Annotated in this window: 12 protein-coding genes and 1 pseudogene; 7 read left to right on the top strand and 6 right to left on the bottom strand. The window is 48.5% G+C overall.

The window, feature by feature from the left end; genetic code table 11:
• Nucleotides 1-47: 47 nt before the first annotated feature.
• The gene (locus A3GA_RS0105230; RefSeq protein WP_018026340.1) at nucleotides 48-1,283 is read right to left on the bottom strand and encodes a cell division protein ZipA C-terminal FtsZ-binding domain-containing protein; all 1,236 of its coding nucleotides are present in this window, start codon (nucleotides 1,281-1,283) and stop codon (nucleotides 48-50) included.
• A gap of 263 nt (nucleotides 1,284-1,546) precedes the next feature.
• Between A3GA_RS0105230 and A3GA_RS11965 the strand changes: the two are divergent.
• Nucleotides 1,547-1,705, top strand: a pseudogene (locus A3GA_RS11965) (transposase); the annotation flags it as partial.
• 55 nt (nucleotides 1,706-1,760) lie between these two features.
• On the opposite strand, the gene smc reads toward A3GA_RS11965, so the two are convergent.
• Nucleotides 1,761-5,306 carry a chromosome segregation protein SMC gene (smc, locus tag A3GA_RS0105225; RefSeq protein WP_018026339.1) on the bottom strand — a complete coding sequence of 1,182 codons (3,546 nt, stop codon included), beginning with the start codon at nucleotides 5,304-5,306 and terminating at the stop codon, nucleotides 1,761-1,763.
• Between the two features lie 246 nt (nucleotides 5,307-5,552).
• On the opposite strand from smc, the gene lplT reads away from it, so the two are divergent.
• Nucleotides 5,553-6,866, top strand: a complete 1,314-nt coding sequence (lplT, locus tag A3GA_RS0105220; RefSeq protein ID WP_026156814.1) for a lysophospholipid transporter LplT — start codon at nucleotides 5,553-5,555, stop codon at nucleotides 6,864-6,866.
• Here lplT and A3GA_RS11810 read toward each other — a convergent pair.
• Nucleotides 6,863-7,867 carry a uracil-DNA glycosylase family protein gene (locus tag A3GA_RS11810; protein WP_018026337.1) on the bottom strand — a complete coding sequence of 335 codons (1,005 nt, stop codon included), beginning with the start codon at nucleotides 7,865-7,867 and terminating at the stop codon, nucleotides 6,863-6,865. The genes lplT and A3GA_RS11810 overlap by 4 nt on opposite strands.
• Nucleotides 7,864-9,381 carry a bifunctional tRNA (adenosine(37)-N6)-threonylcarbamoyltransferase complex dimerization subunit type 1 TsaB/ribosomal protein alanine acetyltransferase RimI gene (locus tag A3GA_RS0105210; RefSeq protein ID WP_018026336.1) on the bottom strand — a complete coding sequence of 506 codons (1,518 nt, stop codon included), beginning with the start codon at nucleotides 9,379-9,381 and terminating at the stop codon, nucleotides 7,864-7,866. The genes A3GA_RS11810 and A3GA_RS0105210 overlap by 4 nt, the downstream gene beginning before the upstream one ends.
• 274 nt (nucleotides 9,382-9,655) lie before the next feature.
• Here A3GA_RS0105210 and ompR point away from each other — a divergent pair, with 274 nt between their 5' ends.
• The 4 genes from ompR (at nucleotide 9,656) to A3GA_RS0105190 (ending at nucleotide 13,201) form a co-directional block, all read left to right on the top strand.
• The gene (gene ompR / locus A3GA_RS0105205) at nucleotides 9,656-10,402 is read left to right on the top strand and encodes an osmolarity response regulator transcription factor OmpR (protein ID WP_018026335.1); all 747 of its coding nucleotides are present in this window, start codon (nucleotides 9,656-9,658) and stop codon (nucleotides 10,400-10,402) included.
• Nucleotides 10,383-11,858, top strand: a complete 1,476-nt coding sequence (locus A3GA_RS0105200) for an ATP-binding protein (protein ID WP_102705629.1) — start codon at nucleotides 10,383-10,385, stop codon at nucleotides 11,856-11,858. Before ompR ends, A3GA_RS0105200 begins: the two co-directional genes overlap by 20 nt.
• Before the next feature lie 95 nt (nucleotides 11,859-11,953).
• Entirely contained in the window at nucleotides 11,954-12,502 is a 549-nt protein-coding gene (locus A3GA_RS0105195; protein ID WP_018026333.1) for a peroxiredoxin, read from the top strand.
• Nucleotides 12,503-12,682: 180 nt separating this feature from the next.
• Entirely contained in the window at nucleotides 12,683-13,201 is a 519-nt protein-coding gene (locus A3GA_RS0105190; RefSeq protein WP_018026332.1) for a carboxymuconolactone decarboxylase family protein, read from the top strand.
• Between the two features lie 108 nt (nucleotides 13,202-13,309).
• Here the strand turns inward: A3GA_RS0105190 and ispF are convergent, their stop codons facing one another.
• Both ispF and ispD read right to left on the bottom strand, forming a co-directional pair.
• The gene (ispF, locus tag A3GA_RS0105185) at nucleotides 13,310-13,789 is read right to left on the bottom strand and encodes a 2-C-methyl-D-erythritol 2,4-cyclodiphosphate synthase (RefSeq protein WP_018026331.1); all 480 of its coding nucleotides are present in this window, start codon (nucleotides 13,787-13,789) and stop codon (nucleotides 13,310-13,312) included.
• A 3-nt stretch (nucleotides 13,790-13,792) separates the two neighbouring features.
• The gene (ispD, locus tag A3GA_RS0105180; protein WP_018026330.1) at nucleotides 13,793-14,527 is read right to left on the bottom strand and encodes a 2-C-methyl-D-erythritol 4-phosphate cytidylyltransferase; all 735 of its coding nucleotides are present in this window, start codon (nucleotides 14,525-14,527) and stop codon (nucleotides 13,793-13,795) included.
• A gap of 192 nt (nucleotides 14,528-14,719) precedes the next feature.
• Between ispD and mfd the strand changes: the two genes are divergently transcribed.
• The gene (gene mfd, locus A3GA_RS0105175; RefSeq protein ID WP_018026329.1) at nucleotides 14,720-18,217 is read left to right on the top strand and encodes a transcription-repair coupling factor; all 3,498 of its coding nucleotides are present in this window, start codon (nucleotides 14,720-14,722) and stop codon (nucleotides 18,215-18,217) included.
• Nucleotides 18,218-18,245 lie beyond the last annotated feature (28 nt).

Here is an 18,245-nt window from a genome sequence, read left to right as displayed (position 1 = left end):
AACCGCGGCCATCATATTTAACAAATGCCCTAATGCGCTTTATCAGCCTAGGAGAAAACTCGACGCGCACGCTCAGAGCCGGCGCTCAGACCTACCTCATCAAGCTTTTGATAGATCTCATAAATTTGCTCATCCACTGCCGCCACTAAATCATCACGCTCAAGCGGTTGATTTTGATCATCGACAATACTTGCGCGCAATAAGCCAGCGAGGTCACGTGCCGCCCCCACCATTTTGCCAAAGGCATGGCGATCAGCTGGGCTATTAGGCACATCCAATAACAGCTCAAGACGCTCAACGCTAGCAGACTCTACCTGACTCAGTGCAAGACCATCAAACAACATATAAAAACACACCTGGCCCTGATTATTTAACCACGCCAAGGTTTGTCTATAGTCTACAAAACCTCGCTTACGAGCAATTTCCGCCACCGACTTAAGCGGCTGCGGTCCCTCAAGTAATAAGCTTAATCCCACCTGGGCATCTAAGGAAGCGCACATATCATCTAAGCCCAAGGCATGTTGTTCGAGATCCTTGAAGCTAGGAGCCTCTAAATCGGCATCAAACTGCTGAGCCATCTCATCAGCGATCATCATTGCTGCGGACCAATGCACATCCTGTAAAGGACCTAAACGGTTCGACATCAAGACCGCCAGTTGCAAGGCGACATAAGGCACATCTGGACGAATCACTGCGTGACACATACCGTCTTCTGTTTCTGCAAAATAGCGAATTGCCTTATCATCAGCAGTGGGAAAACGCAGCGCCTGCTCAATAATGGTTCGACCTAGTAGCGGACGCTCAAAACGTAAATCCACCACTGCTTCCGTCATTGGATCAGGCCCCGTCTCACTCATCTCGGCGATCGCCGAAGCTCGCGCTTGCTGTGAACTAGCAGAAGGTGCAGGGGCTGAAGCAGTATGCTCTACCGCTGAGCCTCTCTGCTCACCAGCCGCTGTCGGCATCTCAGCCAGCTGCGGCTCAACATCCGCTCCAGTTGCAGCAGTACCAAAGGATACGGTAGGACCCTCATCCTCAGCAGCCTGCATCGCACCTAGACTAGGACCATCTCGCTCGCTACTAAGTACGTGAGGGGTGGATTGAAACGGTGCTTTAGGATTAGCAAAACCCTCTTGACCATCCAATAAAGGGTCGGAGTCACTTTGATTAAAATGACGATTTAAACGCTTTTGTGCCTGCTGATCCTGCCACCAATTATAAAGTAACACCAGACCAATAATGACGAGGCCGATGACAATCAGCGTAATTTGCAAACTATTCATGCGTCAACCTTAAAAATCCTATCGAAATCCGTGCCTAAGTATATAAAATATATAAAAGAAAGAGCTAATCGTATATTTTGCCCTATTTTAGCCCGTTGATGTGTAAGCTATTGCATCAAAGCAATGTTTATTGACATCCTCCCCGGCCTGAAGGCCGGAGATTCCTACGGCGCTCAGGTGTGGCATTGAGCCGCACCTGAATCGCTTCGGTGGGTTCCTGCTGCTGGCGGCATGACTGCACCGCTCACTTCACAGGCGAACCGGGCGTGTCCAGCCGCCTACTGCGCAAGGAACGGCCCGACATCCAGAAACGCTACTGGAAGGGCGTACTGTGGTCGCCGTCCTACTTCGCTTCATCCTGTGGCGGTGCGCCGATTTCCATCGTGCGACAGTACATCGAGCAGCAGCAGACACCCCACTGAAACTCAAGGACGGCTACGCCGTCCGCGCTATCCTTCCCCGCCCTGAACGGCGGGGCTAGTCAGCACCCATCATTTGTACTGCCGTATCCAAGTCCACCGCCACAATCCGTGACACACCCTGCTCCTGCATCGTGACCCCGACCAGTTGCTTCGCCATTTGCATGGCGATTTTATTGTGAGAAATAAATAAGAACTGCGTCTGCTTACTCATTGAGCTCACCAAATTAGCATAACGTTCGGTATTGGCATCATCCAGCGGCGCATCCACCTCGTCTAAAAGGCAGAACGGTGCGGGGTTCAATTTAAATAAAGCAAAAACCAAGGCGGTTGCGGTTAGCGCCTTTTCCCCACCCGATAAGAGATGAATGGTGCTGTTACGCTTACCCGGTGGTTGAGCCATCACCTGCACCCCTGCATCCAGAATTTCCTCACCGGTCATCACGAGCTTAGCTTGCCCGCCGCCAAACAGCTGCGGAAATAGTTGTGCAAAATGATCATTAACCAAATTAAAGGTTTCCTGTAATAACTGACGCGTTTCGCGGTCAATATTACGTATTGCCTCCTCCAAGGTATCAATGGCTTCCTGCAAATCCGCTTGCTGCGCATCTAAAAAGGCCTTGCGTTGCTGAGCTTGCTCTAGCTCCTCCAAGGCGGCTAAATTAACCGAACCCAAGCGCTCTATGGCACGCGAAATACGCTGAGTTTCAGCCTGCAACCACTCGGCTTGTGCCTCTGCCGTAGCCATTTTTGCCAATTCTGGGCTGGCTTCAATAAATTGCTGCAAGCTTGTACGATTAAGCTCGTGTCGCTCCAATTGCTCGGTAAATTGCTCTGCGGCTAATCGCGCCGCCTGCTCATCTAATTGCAGCTGAGTAATCTCTTGGCGCCGCGGCTCAATCGAGAGTTCTAGTTGCAGACGCTTTTCATCCTGTTCGCGTAAACGCAATTCGATTGCCTCTAGCTCCATGCGCTTAGCAGCTAAAGTCTCCTCTTTTTCCTTACGTATTGCGAGTAGCTCCTGTAATGCGGCTTGGGTGCTTTGCTGATCAATATCGAATAACTCCCCTTCGAGCGACTCCAACTCAAGTTTCGATTGCTCACTTTGCTGCTTGGCTAAGGACTGATTACGTGTTAACTCCTCGGCACGGGATTTAAGACTACGTTGTTCAAACTCAATTTCACGTGTTGCGCGCTCGAGCTCCTGCGTGCGCTGACGAATTTCGCGCATTGCCGCAACACTCGCCTCGGCCTCTAAATTCAAGGTGGCATAAGCCTCACGCTTTTGCTCTAATAATTCCTGGTTGGATTCCAAATCCAAACTAAATCCCTCAATACGCGCAGCGTACTCCTCGTGCTGCAAGGCTAACTCGTCTAAATCCGTCGTTAGCCGCTTTTGTAACATATCGGCTTGCTCGATTTTTTGCACTAATTGACTATAGGCCAATTGATGCTCATGTAAAAAACGGCTCATTTCAGAGACACGTTGACGTGCCGGTCCCAAGGCTTGATTGCCATGCTGCCACTGACGCTCCGCTTGCTGTAAGCTCGTACTTAATTGCTCACTGATTAAGCGCTCCGCCTTAATCTCACGCTGTAAGTTATCGATTTCTTGTTGCCGCGCTAGCATGCCTGCTTGTGCATTATCCGCCGCATAGAATAACATTCCGTAGCTATCAACGACATGCCCTTGCTGCACCACCAAACGCGCTCCTGGGGCAAGCTGCTCACGTTTGGATAAAGCCTCTTGTAGCGTATCAACCACAAACACACCGTCCAACCAAAGCGCTAACAACCCCTTAAGATCAGGGTCTGGACAACGCACTAAACTTAATAAAGGCTTGAAGCTAGGGTGTTGCTCATTGAACGGCATGGCTGTAGGCTTTTGATAGAGCATCATACGAGTCGGTGGCTGATCCGCTGCCAATGAGACGGCCGCATCTAAGCTTGGTATTTCCAAGGCACTTAAACGCTCCCCCAACACAGACTCCAAAGCCATATCCCAGCCAGCCTCTATGTGGATCTTTTGCCATAAGGGAGAACTAGCCTGCAAGCCATGCTTTTTAAGCCAAGGCTCAAGCTCTTTATTTTGCATCACATCGGCTTGCAGACTTTGTAACGCCTCTAAACGGGCTTCTAACCTTGACACGACTTGCTGCGCTTGTTGCGCCTCCTGTGCCGCTTGACGTCGTTCCTCATCATAACCAGGCAAGCGCTCTTCAATTTCAATCAGCTGTGCCTGCGCCTCGGCTAATTGATGCTCTGAATTATCACGCTCCGCCTTGAGCGTATCCAATTTAAGGTGTTCGGGTGCAACCATGGCTGACTGTTCTTGCAGCAGGCGCTCACGACGACTACTTAACTGCGCTAGTTGACGCTCACTATCGCTTTTTTGCTGTTGGGCTAAGGCCTGCTTTTGCTCTAAACGAGATAAGTCTAGACGTAGTTCCTCTTTATTCCTATCAAATTGCGCGACCCGCTCCTCAATGGCCGGGAGCTCTTCTTGAATTTGCTCTAAGCGCGCCTGACTCTCCTCGTAGTGAATTGCGGTTTCTTCTAATTCACCAGCTACCTCTTCCAACTGCACGGCACAATGCTGAAACTGGGCATCCCACTCCTCAATTTGTTGCTGTAAGCGACGCTTATTGCTCTCTAAACGTTGGCGTGATTCAGTCGCGTGACGAATCTCCGCTTCTAGACTGGCCACTTGGGCATTATTCTCATAGAGGGCCGTTTGCGCCTTATGTAAGGCATCGCCCGCTTGATAATGTGCTTGGCGCCGGTACTCCAACTCCTTTTCTATTTGTCGGAATGAGGCTAAGGCCTCCTCTAACGCACTTTGAGCCGCTTCTCTTTGGAATTTTTTAGTGGTCTGCTCCTCAATCGCACTTTGCTCTTTTAAATACCAAAAGGCAAATTGCTTTTGCTCGCCCTCGGCTTGTAGGCTACGATAACGTGTAGCCACTTCGGCTTGCGCCTCTAAGCGCCTTAGCTGATTAGCTAGCTCACTAAGAATATCCTCCACTCGGGTCAGATTTTCGCGAGTATCGGCTAAACGATTTTCAGTTTCACGACGACGTTCTTTATAGCGAGAAACGCCTGCCGCCTCCTCTAAATAGGTACGCAGTTCCTCTGGTTTAGCCTCAATCAGTCGGTTAATCATGCCTTGACCAATAATGGCATAACCTCTGGCGCCTAAACCAGTCCCCAAAAACACATCATGAATGTCGCGCCGGCGCACTTGTTGGTTATTGATATAGTAGCTACTGGTACCGTCACGCGTCAGAATACGGCGTACAGAGATTTCGGCAAACACGCTCCATTGACCGACCGCCCGCCCCTCGCTATTATCAAATACTAACTCGACTGAGGCGCGACCTGCCGGCCGGCGTTCATCCGAGCCGTTAAAAATAACGTCCTGCATGGATTCACCGCGCAGCTCCGAGGCTCTCGTTTCACCCAGCACCCAACGCACGGCATCAATAATATTAGATTTACCGCAACCATTTGGTCCCACAATCCCGACCAACTGACTGGGTACGGGTATGGTGGTGGGATCGACAAAAGATTTAAATCCGGCTAATTTAATTTGAGTAAGGCGCACGCTTTAAAAATTCCGCTTTAAATTTGACTAAAATAATGGTTTCGGATAAATAGCAAGAATGCTTTTTAGCAAAGAAGCTATTTTATCGCAGCACAAGGTATATTCGCTGACTTTATCCTGACTTTTGGCATCAATATAAAATTTCATTTTATAGCTATGTTACAGTAATCATTTTAAGAATTGACGGTAAAGCAGATTGAGTTGCGCTTATTTATTGTATGAACAACAGTATCAGGTGGAGTTGAGTTGAAGAGAGGTTTTTACACGGTCATGCTAGCGCAGACCTTCTCATCTCTAGCTGATAATGCCTTGTTTATTGTCGCTATCGCGCTGATTATGGAACTACAGGGACCGGAGTGGCTGACGCCGGTCATGAAATGGTTCTTTGCCTTTGCTTATGTGATTTTAGCGGCCTTTGTCGGTGCCTTTGCCGATTCCATTCCTAAAGGCCGAGTGATGTTTATCACTAATTCCATCAAGCTCATCGGCTGTCTGATGATGTTTGCTTTCCCACTCCTTGGCTTTAGTAATCTCACCAATGCCTACGTCGTCTGTTTAGCCTATGGCATTGTTGGCATTGGTGCCGCCACCTATTCACCGGCAAAATACGGCATTGTCACTGAATTACTGCCACCTAAGGACTTGGTCAAGGGCAATAGCTGGATTGAAGGAACCACCGTTATCTCCATTATTGTGGGTGTGATGTTGGGTGGCTTTTTAACACGCGATAGCGTGGCCGACGCCTTGATGAGCATCAAATTAATTGATTTCTTTGCGGCCTCACCAGCGGAAGCAGGTATTGTTGTGGTTGGCTTTATCTATTTATTAGCCGCCCTCTGCAATCTCATGATTCCCGACACTCGCTTTAAGTATCCACGTCAGGAGCGTAATCCAATTCGCCTAATTGGTGTGTTTAGCGGTTATGTACGCATTCTCTGGAAGGATCCCGTCGGTCAAATTTCCTTAGCGGTGACCACGTTGTTCTGGGGTGCTGGCGCCACCTTACAGCTAGTCGTGCTTAAATGGGGCGAGGAGCATCTAGGCTATACGCTGGAGGGCTCTGCCATGTTGATGGGGGTCGCTGCCTTAGGTACCGTCATTGGTGCAGTCGCCGCCTCTAGAGTGAGACTAGAACAAACGCTAAGCGTATTACCCGTGGGAGTATTGATGGGTTTAAGCGTGCTCCTGATGAATTTTGTGCAACCTGGCTGGCAAGTAATTGCGCTACTTATCTGGGTCGGCGCCTTATCCGGTTATTTTGTGGTGCCTTTAAATGCCCTATTACAGCATCGCGGTCACGTGCTGTTATCTGCAGGCCATTCCATTGCAGTACAAAACTTCAATGAGCAATTAAATATTTTATTAATGGTAGGTGCCTATGCCGTCATGGTGCATCTGAACTACTCGATTTATACCATTATTTATATCTTTGGTGCCCTTGTGGTGGTGATGATGGGCTTAGTGATGTTGCTTGCCAAGCATAATCAAAAGGTCTATCCACAGGTCTTTTCCGAGATCGGCTCAACCGCCCATGGGCAACAGCAGCATATTATTAGTTAAGAGGCGCTTTGGCACTCGTCCTGAGCGCGAATAAGCCGACGGGCACGCTTTAAATCCTGCCAGCTTTGCGCCTTTTCTGAGCTATGAAGTAATAAATACTGCGGTGAAAAGGTTGCTACTACCGGGATACTGCCAAGCGCTGGGTGCTCAAACACGAGCTCCTGCCGTCTTAACGCCAGTAAACCACTATCCACCGCAAGTAATGCCGCCGCCGCATCACCAAACGCCACAATACATCGCGGGCGGATACGCTTAAGTTGCTCAATAAAAATCAACGACAATGCAGAGGCCGGATCCTTGCCAGTACGAGGCTCATGCGCCGCATCATACAGCAACAAAGGCAAGCGCTGAACCTCATGCCGCTGCAATGCCAATGCACTCAACATCGCCTCAAAAAGTCTATCCGCATCAACTGAGACAGCCTCTGCTTGATGATAACTTGAGGTAATAGGTAATTGCTCAATAAATAGCCAATCCGCCTTAGGCTCCAGCGCTTCGGTTGAAAAAATTGCCGCTCGGCTCGCTTCGCTAAGGGCACTACCATAGCACTCCGCCGCATAGGACACGAGCGCTTGCCAAGATAGCTCGTGCAAACTAAGCGCAGCGCTGGATACAGCAGCTTGTGCTTGCGCTGCTCTCTCTGATGCTGTCCTGGCTGAAGCTACGGCTGGGGTAGCCACTATTGGTGAGGCGCTTGCAGTCACGGTTGAGGTTGGTTTTGCCACCTCCGGTAGGCGATGTCGTGCTTGTTGCAACATTTTGCGTGCCGTTTCAGCAGCCGCTTGCGCCGATTCAGTGCTTGCCGCCTCCGCTGCTTGCGTCGCCACCTGTACTGTATCTACGCCTACATCCACTGCCGCTAGCGCCAGTGCGGATGACTTGGGCACAGACTGTGTTGGCACCCTTTGTAAATTAGGCGCTAAACTCCTGCCCCACAGATAATTAATGCCTAACTCTGTCAGTAGTTGCTGCTGTATCGGATTTAAACTATCAGCAATCATGGCGCAGCCTTATCCAATGGTTCAGTGCTCGCGATCAATTCAAGGGCGTCAAGTGTAGCATCCTCCGGACTAAGCTGCTTTTCCAGCACAATGGCATCCTCACTGCTACCACTAACTTCACGATAATAGCCCTTGCGCTTGCCAATCACCGCATAACGATGTCTTAAATAAAAACGCTGGGCTTGCAGATTTGAGTCACGCACCTCTAAAATTTGCTTATCCAGGCCATTCGCTAAGGCATTTTGCTCCAAGGTCTTTAATAAAAAACTACCTAAACCCACACCTTGCAGGGACGGTTCCACAGCAATTAAAAGCACATGCGCCACATCCGGTGCTAACATTTGAATGGCAAAGCCAACAATCCGTTGTGATGCATCCGCTTGCTCAGCACTCGTCTTCTTTTGCTCAATCACCCAGGCAGGATAAGCCGCACGAAGACTATCTTTAAAATTACCCCGGGTCCAAGGGTAGTCCTGTACCGTCTGCTCAATCAACAAGGCAGCGGCAATATCCTCCTCACGCATCGGTCGCAGCTGATAGTGCTCATGCGCTAGCTGAAATGCTCTGTGAGCTGCAGACGGCTTGACATCAAGCTCATCCGCAGGAGGTGATTGAGTAGCCTCCGGCAATGCGGCGGAGGGATTACCAATTAGGCCGGCGGCACGTTCTTTCTCAGTAAAGGCGACTTTATCGCGCAAATAAATAGGGGCTGCTAAATGTGCTTCAATCGCCTCTCCACGCTGCCATTTTTTAACTGCTAATTGAGCAATTACCCCAGCACTAGGCCACTCCGTCACTTGATCAGGTAGCACCGTAAAATCAAAGCTTTTCTGCTCAAAACTCCTTGCCAACTCCTCAGCATAGACCGCCAGTGCATTACCACAGAAAAACAAACGACGCTCATCATACATCCGCTGCCCATCCAACCACATCAACACATCATTAATAGCAATAAGACTAGGCTTTTGCACCAACTTGAGATCGAAGGTACCCTGCTCACGGTCAGCCACCGGCCTTAATTGATAGATCGCCATATACGCTTCACTCATGCGCGCGTCTAAAAGTGTAACAACATAATCAACATTCACACTTTTTTTATTGTCCGCCGTGTCTTGTTTAGTGCAAGCTATCTGCTTAGTCGCTAATAAATAATCTAGCGCCAACTGGGCGGTGGCACGCAAGGAATCAATCGGAATCAGTGGCAAATCCAAACCCAATGCCATCCCCTGCGCCAAGCCACACGCAATGCGCAGACCAGTAAAAGCACCGGGCCCCTGATTAAAAGCCACGGCCGCGAGCTCCGCTTTTGTAATCGCCGCCTCAGCCAATAAGCTATCAAGCAAGGGTAAGAGTTGCTCGGCATGATCCAATGAGCCCGAACGATTATAAGCCAGCCACTCACGGGCTACCTTATAAACGCTTAGACCCTCTGAGTTAAGCTGGGGATGCACTTCTACGATGGCCACACTGGATTCGGAGGCGGCGCTTTCGATGGCTAAGAGATACTTTTTCATGATGCTATTTTACTGAAAAATCACGGCTTCAGCGCAAGAACTCGCTTGCATCTTGCAACGCTTTGTTTCATCTAAGTTTTGCTTAACATTAGACACTAATCCAAGTCGTGATTTACAATTAGGCTTAACGTATTTTATTTTAACTATTTACTGTTTTATCAGCCGATTTTTAAATTGATGCCCTAGTTTTAAGCGTCGATCTGCTCGGTAAGGCAGTCACTAGCTGATTAAATTTTAATCGATTATTCCCTTGAATTTTTATAAAGATAAACAGATGAATACTCAAACTACTTCCCCTCGCAAAATCCTCGTTGTTGATGATGATGCCCGTCTACGCGATCTTTTACGTCGTTATTTAACCGAACAGGGTTTTAATGTATTTGTCGCCGAAGATGGCAAGGAAATGACAAAATACTGGCAGCGTGAGCGTTTTGATCTATTGATCTTAGACCTGATGCTACCCGGGGAAGACGGCCTATCCATCTGTCGTCGCTTACGCGGTGCTGGCGATCAGACGCCAATTATTATGTTAACTGCCAAATCTGAGGAAATTGACCGTATTCTCGGTTTAGAGATGGGTGCCGACGACTACCTACCTAAGCCTTTTAATCCGCGCGAGTTATTGGCGCGTCTAAATGCCGTTTTACGCCGTCGTGCTGCCGATGAGCATCCTGGTGCCCCAAGCCAGACTAACGAATCCATTGATTTCGGTCCTTATACGCTTAACCTATCAAATCGCACCTTATACAAAGGTGATGAAGTGATACCTATCACCACCGGTGAGTTCTCTGTGCTTAAGGTCTTTGCCCGTCACCCACGGGAGCCCTTATCGCGTGATAAGTTAATGGAGTTAGCGCGCGGTCGTGAGTATGAGGCGTTTGATCGCAGCTTAGATGTGCAAATCTCCAGATTACGTAAATTACTTGAGCCTAATCCGGCCAAGCCTGTTTATATCCAGACCGTTTGGGGCTTAGGCTACGTCTTTATCCCGGATGGTGGCGATGTCAGTACTGAGAAGTAATACCCTAAAGGATGCATCCACGGAGCCGCTTCAAACTGAAGCGGCTTCTCCGTCCAAAACGCCTAAAGCAAGCAAGCCCCACATCAGTAGACCGCAACTGCGCTTAGGTCTTTTTGGTCGTGCCTTTTTGATCATCACGGCCTTTATGATTTTAAGTCTCTCGGTGTGGGGCATGGTGATTGTTAATGCGCTCGAAGAGCACCGTGCTGACCAACTCGCGGAACGGGCGGCCAGCGCCTTAAATATTGCCCAAAAATCCATTCAATACGCCGCCAAAGAAAATCGTTCAGCCCTCACTATCCAGTTAGCCACACCGGGTGACACGCAAGTCTTCCCACGTGAACCAGGCGACCCCTATACCCCCTTTGGCGAGTCACGTTTTGAGAGTTTACTCAAAGGTCGCTTATCGCAACTAATTCATACGCCCGACTTAATTATTGCCTCTGAACTCAGTGGTGAACAGGGCCTTTGGATAGGCTTTAGGGTAGAGGATGAGCTTTACTGGCTACTGGTTAAGTATCGACAGGAGCTTTTGCCAAACTTACTCAATGAAGGGCTGAGCTGGTTATTCATCACCCTAGGTATTGCCCTATTCGGTGCTGCCTTATCTGTTCGTATGCTGACAAAGCCACTCAAGCAATTAGCTAATGCCAGTAAAAAGGTGGCTCGCGGTGAAAATATAACCGCCTTAGCAACCGATTCCGGTCCGACAGAAATTGTTGAACTCTTTAGTGCGTTTAATCAGATGGCGGTGGATTTACGAGCTGCTGAATCTGACCGCGAGGTGATGTTGGCAGGCATTTCACATGACCTACGCACGCCCCTAGCCCGCATGCGTCTTGAGTTAGAATTAAGTGGCCTAGATGATGAGGCACGCAGCGGCATTGATGGCGACATGGATCAGATTGAACATTGTATCGATCAACTACTTGAGTACGCACGCCCAACCGGTGAGTCACCCAAAGAGGCGATCAATATCTCGCAACCCATTCTTGAACTATGTGAGCGCGATCAAGTGTATACCGAATCCCGAGACGGCACTTTGACCTACGAAATCACACCAAATATCTATGCCAATATTAAAGAGATCAATCTTATTCGCGTGGTTGGCAACCTCATCGAAAACGCTCGCCGCTACGGTCGTTCTGACAATGGTGAGCTGAACATCAGCGTCAAGCTATATCCCAAGGGACAGAGTATATTGATTGATGTGGCGGACCAGGGAGTAGGTGTCAACCCCAAAGAAATTGCCCGTCTGATGCGCCCCTTCGCTCGCGGCAATACGGCACGTAGTAATGTGAATGGTGCCGGTTTAGGTCTTGCTATCTGTAAACGCCTCCTGCAATCCGCTGGTGGTACCATCAGTTTATTACAAAATGAACCCCATGGACTCTTATGTAGAATAGAGTTACCTAAACCTAGCCATAGAAATATACTATTAGACAAAAATAGTTAATAGTGTATAATTATAACTATCAGGTCAAGCAATAGTGTTTCTTGACTGCGATGACAGCAGTATTCTTAAACCTATTTATTAAGAGGATTTTATTTATGAAAACGATTGGTGAAAAATTAGAAGCATTTAAAGTTGTTGGTGTTAAGCCAGGTTTTAACAATCACGAGGAAAATGGCGTATCAGCTTTTGAAGAGATCACTGAGAGCTCATTCCCTGGCAAATGGAAAGTTATCTATTTCTACCCTAAGGATTTTACCTTTGTTTGCCCTACTGAAATCGTAGGTTTTAACAACATCGCTTCTGACTTTGAAGACCGTGATGCGGTATTGATGGGCGGTTCTGTGGATAACGAGTTTTGTAAATTAGCATGGCGCCGTGAGCACCCTGATTTAAACAAATTAGGTCACTATCAGTTCGCTGATACGGTTGGTTCTTTAATCGACCAATTAGGTATCCGTGACCCTGAAAATGGTGTTGCTTACCGTGCTACTTTCATCGTTGACCCTGACAACACCATCCAGCACGTTTCAGTTAACAACTTAAACGTTGGTCGTAACCCTGAAGAGGTTTTACGTATCCTAGACGGTTTACAAACTGACGAACTATGTGCGTGCAACCGTCAAGCCGGTGGCGACACGCTATAATCGCCTCGTCTTTGCACCATAGCGACTGAGTTTCTCAGTCGCTCTACTAAACCTAGCACCCCTTGATAGCGAGCCTAGGCTCCAAGATTTTGTGGGTGCTTTTTATTGCCCAAAAACTGAGGGTTTCAGGTACTTTTACTTAGAGCCTGAACTATCAAAGACAATTGATTGGAGATCAAAATGGAATTCTTAAATACGATTAAAAAAGCTATCCCTGATTTTGCTAAAGACATTCGTTTAAATATTGACGGTACCATTGCCCGCTCTTCCTTAAAACCAGAAGATGCCCTGGGTGTTGCTTTGGCTAGTGCCTATGCAGCAAAAAGCAAGTTCTTGGTTGAACAATTTAAACAAGGGCTTAGTGAAGAAGATGCCAATGCTGCCTTAACGGCTGCTGCCCTGATGGCGATGAATAATGTCTATTATCCTTACGGTGAAATGGCCGGCGATCAACAATTACAATCCTTGCCTGCCAAACTACGCATGAATGCCTATGCCACACACGGCGGTATTGATAAAGTACGCTTTGAGGTTTTTGCCTTGGCTGCCTCAATTATCGGTAAATGTCATTTCTGCGTCGCTTCACACTACAAAATTGCCAAAGAAGCCGGTTGGACCACGGAGCAAATGCAAGACATTGGTCGTATTGCTGCGGTGGTTAATGCAGCAGCAATGGCGATTGAAGTCAGTGCTGAATAAACCCTAGTCACAGCCATAACTCGTTCGTCGAGCATGCTCCGAGTATTTAATCTACTCGGAGCATTTTTTGTCTGCTATGCAAGAAGCGCGAGCCTTTCTGGTATAGGCTTAAGGTGCCATTAACAGCACCACGCAATTGGCTGCGATCCCCTCTTCTCTGCCAATATGACCTAGTTTTTCATTGGTCTTGCCTTTGATATTGACACAATCTTCTGCAATCTCGAGATCGGCAGCGATATTCGCCACCATGGCCGCTGCGTGTGGCTTGATCTTTGGTGCTTGTGCATGAATCGTCGCATCCACATTGACCACGCGCCAACCGGCTGCCTTAACCTGCGCATAGGCTGCACGTAATAACACCCGACTATCCGCATCCTTAAACTGCGGGTCAGTATCCGGAAACAAACGTCCAATATCGCCTAAACCAGCGGCCCCTAAAATAGCATCGGTAATCGCATGTAATAAGGCATCGGCATCCGAGTGACCCATTAAACCCTTAGTATGTTCAATAGTCACACCGCCCAAAATCAAGGGACGCCCCTCCACCAATGCATGTACATCAAAACCTTGTCCAATACGAATCTTCACTACTTACTCCAAATCCTGTGTTAAATACTGCGCCATCAAATGGAAATCCTGAGGCCACGTTATTTTAAAATTTTCGGCGTGACCACGAACCAATAACGGTTGCTGACCGACATACTCCATGGCACTCGCTTCATCCGTAATCTCCGCTGACTCCGTTAAAGCACGTTGCAAAGCCTCTTTTAATTCAATCGCCTTAAATAGTTGCGGTGTTTGGGCTAGCCAAAGACCGTCACGCGGCACCGTTTCCTGAATCCGAGCAATCGCATCAGCCGCCTTAGCCTCAGTCGCAAGCATACGCTTTACCGTGTCCGGTACTGGTAAGGCTAAAATACCACCACACTGTTGCGCTAAGCAGGTATCAATGAGTGCCGTCAAAGCCGCTGTGGCTAAGCCCGGACGTGCGGCATCATGTACCAACACCCAGTCCTCCTGGCTTAGTCCCCGGGTCTCTTCAATAGCCAATAGGGTCTGTAACACAGTTTGCGCCCGACTCTCACCCCCACTACGGTGAATACTCACCTGCGTACCGAGCTGTGCAGCTTCCGCCTCAATCAAAGGATCTGCTGGGGCCACACCAATATGCACGCCTTCAACCCGCGGATCGCTTAATAAAGCCTCCACGGAATGTTGTAGCAACGATTTACCGACAATCTTACGGTACTGCTTGGGCGTGCGATGTTGCTCATCGATAGCGCGCTCACCCACACCGCCAGCTGGAATTAATGCGATTAAGCTCATTTTTTACTCTTTTATGCGACCTCACAACTAAAACAGCTAACATCATACAACAAGCGACAGCATGATGAGCTCTGTACTAAAATATAAGCCTCGCTTTTTTAAAAGCATTGAACGCCCTCCTGCTATTTTTTTAGATAGAGAGCGTAATCCACTCACCCAAGAAATTTTCATCGCTTATAAACACACCACAGTATGTCTGCAACTTCGGATCGCCCCTCACAGCTAGAACAATCCATTGAATCCCTTTTAAAGCAATTAAAAGTAGGCCAACGCTATGTCGCACCTCGCCCTGCCGGTTCAGGCGACGCCTACTTCTTGAGCTTAATGGCTCAACAAAGCGAGCACACCATTGTCGTCTTCTGCGCCGATCCACTTCAGGCCAAACGCCTTGTCAATGAAGTCAAGGTATTTAATCCAAGTTTAAACTGTTTACACTTCCCCGATTGGGAAACCTTGCCTTATGATGCTTTTTCCCCGCATCAGGATCTGATTTCTGAGCGCCTGCTGGCACTCCATGCCTTAGGTCAACATGAGGTGGATATTTTGGTGGTGCCGGTCACCACCGCCCTAGCGTGTTTAGCGCCCGTATCATTTATTGCCGCCTATACTTTTTCTTTTAAAAAGGGGCAACGCCTAAAGGAACAAGCCTTAAAAGAGCAATTGATTTTAGCTAATTACGAGCATGTCGCCCAAGTCACTGCCGCCGGTGAATTTAGTATTCGTGGCAGCTTGATCGATCTATTCCCCATGGGCTCTGCCGTGCCCTACCGTCTCGATTTATTTGATGACGAAATCGATAGTATCCGTGCCTTTGATGTGGATACGCAGCGCAGTCTTTACCCAGTCAATGAAGTGAAACTGCTGCCAGGGCGTGAATTTCCAATGGATGAGAGTGCACGTAACCACTTCCGCGCTAAATTCCGCGAACGCTTTGAAGGCGATCCCTCAAAGGCTATCCCCTACCGCGATATCAGTAATGGCATTGCCTTTGCTGGGGTAGAGTATTATTTGCCACTCTTTTATGCTGAGCCTGCCAAGCTATTCGATTACTTGCCAGAGGGTACAATTTGTCTGACTGTGGGTGAGCTTGAAAGTACCATTCAGTCTTTTCATGAGGATACCCGTAGTCGTTATGAGTTTTTAAAATACGATAGTGAACGACCGATATTAGCGCCAGAGGATTTATACCTGAGTGTTGAGCAGTTCTTTGCTGGTTTGGCCAAGTTTGCTCGCATTCACTGGAACAACGAGGCAGAGCATCCTAGTATCAAACCAAGTCCGGACGTGGCAGTACAATCACGTGCTCAACAGCCCTTTTGTAAGCTAGAGCAATTATTACTGCAAACAGGCACTCGTACCATACTCTGCGCCGATAGCCCTGGACGTCGTGAAACCCTGCTCCAGCTTCTAAGCGAACAGGCGCTCGCACCCGATGCCAAGATTCAGTCACTAGAGCAAATTCGCGCCAACAAAAAGGACTTAGCTCCTTTTTCTTTAGTGGTTGCCCCGCTCTATCAGGGCTTTAGTTTGCCCGAAGAGCACATCGTATTACTGACTGAAGGCGATCTTTATCCCGAAACTGCCGTTTCACGCCTACAACGTCGTCGACAAGAAAGACAGAGCAACGTCGATTTTATGGTGCGTGATCTGGCTGAGTTAACCGCCGGCGACCCGGTCGTGCATGTTAATTATGGGGTTGGCCGTTATCTCGGCTTGGTCAATATGGAAGTGGGTGATGAGGGGCCGGTAGAAATGCTGAAATTAGAATACGCCGATCACAGTGAACTCTACGTACCCGTCTCCCAACTCCATGTCATCTCACGCTATGGTGGTGCCGATCCCGAAAATGCGCCCTTACATACCCTAGGCTCAGGGCAATGGGATCGGGCCAAGAAAAAAGCTGCTATTAAAGTGCGAGATACTGCCGCAGAACTACTTAATCTCTATGCGCACCGTGCCTCCCGTGAAGGGGTGGCCTTTAAATTACCGTTAAGCGACTACCAAGCCTTTGTCGATGGCTTTGGGTTTGAAGAAACCCCGGATCAGGCAGCAGCCATTGAGGCGGTCATTGTGGATTTGACGTCCGACCAACCAATGGATCGATTAGTCTGCGGTGATGTGGGTTTTGGTAAAACCGAGGTGGCCTTACGCGCCGCTTTTATTGCCGTGGCGAACGGCAAACAAGTCGCCTTGTTATGCCCTACCACCCTCTTAGCCGAACAGCATGCACAAACCTTTGCCAACCGCTTTGCTGATTGGCCGGTGACGGTGGCTGAACTATCACGCTTTCGTACGGGTAAGGAAACACAACAGGTATTAGAGAGTCTAGCCAAAGGCACCACGGATATAGTGGTCGGCACGCATAAAATTCTAGCCAAAGGGACGAAATTTAAAAACCTTGGTTTAGTGATTATTGATGAGGAGCACCGCTTCGGTGTACGTCAAAAAGAAGCCTTAAAGGCCTTACGGGCTGAAGTCGATATTCTGACCCTGACGGCGACACCGATTCCACGGACCCTTGGCATGTCACTCGAAGGTGTACGTGATTTTTCAGTAATTGCAACCGCCCCCGAAAAGCGCTTGGCAATTAAAACCTTTGTCCGGCGTGAAGACAATTCGACCATCCGTGAAGCTTGCTTGCGTGAATTAAAACGCGGCGGTCAGGTATACTTTCTACACAATGAAGTCTCCACCATTATGAACCGAGCCGCCCACCTTCAGGAACTCTTGCCCGAAGCACGTATCGGCGTAGCCCATGGTCAAATGTCCGAGCGTGAGCTCGAACAGGTGATGAAAGGCTTCTATCAGCAACGCTACAATATTTTGCTGTGCACCACCATTATTGAAACCGGTATTGATGTACCAAGTGCCAATACAATCATTATTCACCGTGCAGATAAGCTCGGTCTCGCCCAGTTGCACCAATTGCGAGGACGGGTTGGTCGCTCTCACCATCAAGCCTATGCCTACCTACTAACACCGGGCGAAGATGCCATAAGCAGTAACGCGCGTAAGCGATTAGAGGCGATTCAATCAATGGAGGAACTGGGGTCGGGATTCTACCTTGCCATGCATGACTTGGAAATTCGTGGTACGGGTGAAATTCTCGGAGAAGCGCAATCCGGCAATATTCAAGAAATCGGCTTCTCGCTATACACTGAGATGCTGAATAAAGCGATTAAAGCGCTGAAAGATGGCAAAGAACCAAACTATGAATCCCCCTTTGATCAGAGCTGTGAGGTCAGACTACACGCGTCAGCCCTACTACCTAGCGATTATTGTCCTGATGTGAATGCACGTCTATCCATTTATAAGCGCCTGGCACATGCCGCCTCACTGAAAGATTTGCGCAATCTGCAAGAGGAGCTGATCGATCGCTTCGGTAGCTTGCCAGACGAGGTCAAAAACCTACTATCTACCCATCGTCTACGGATACTAGCAGAGCCATTTAGCATTAGCGTGGTGGATATTGGTGATGAGCAAGCCATTATCACCTTTAATCAATCCTCTCAGGTCGATCCGCTCAGCCTGATTGATTTGGTGCAAAAAAATAAGCACATTCATTTTAAAGGACCGGAACGAATTCAGATTGAGCTTAAAGCAGCTTGGAAACTGGAGCAACGCATCCAAGAAATCACATCCATACTGGGTCGCTTGCAGCTAAGCCCGCAAAATGCGGTAGCAAACTAAATAAGAATTACTTACCAGATTAGGCTAG

It is taken from the genome of Oligella urethralis DSM 7531, from assembly GCF_000372065.1.
Classification (GTDB): Bacteria; Pseudomonadota; Gammaproteobacteria; order Burkholderiales; family Burkholderiaceae_B; genus Oligella; species Oligella urethralis.
Note: the sequence above shows the minus strand (reverse complement) of the source record. Positions and strands in the feature narration are given on the sequence as shown.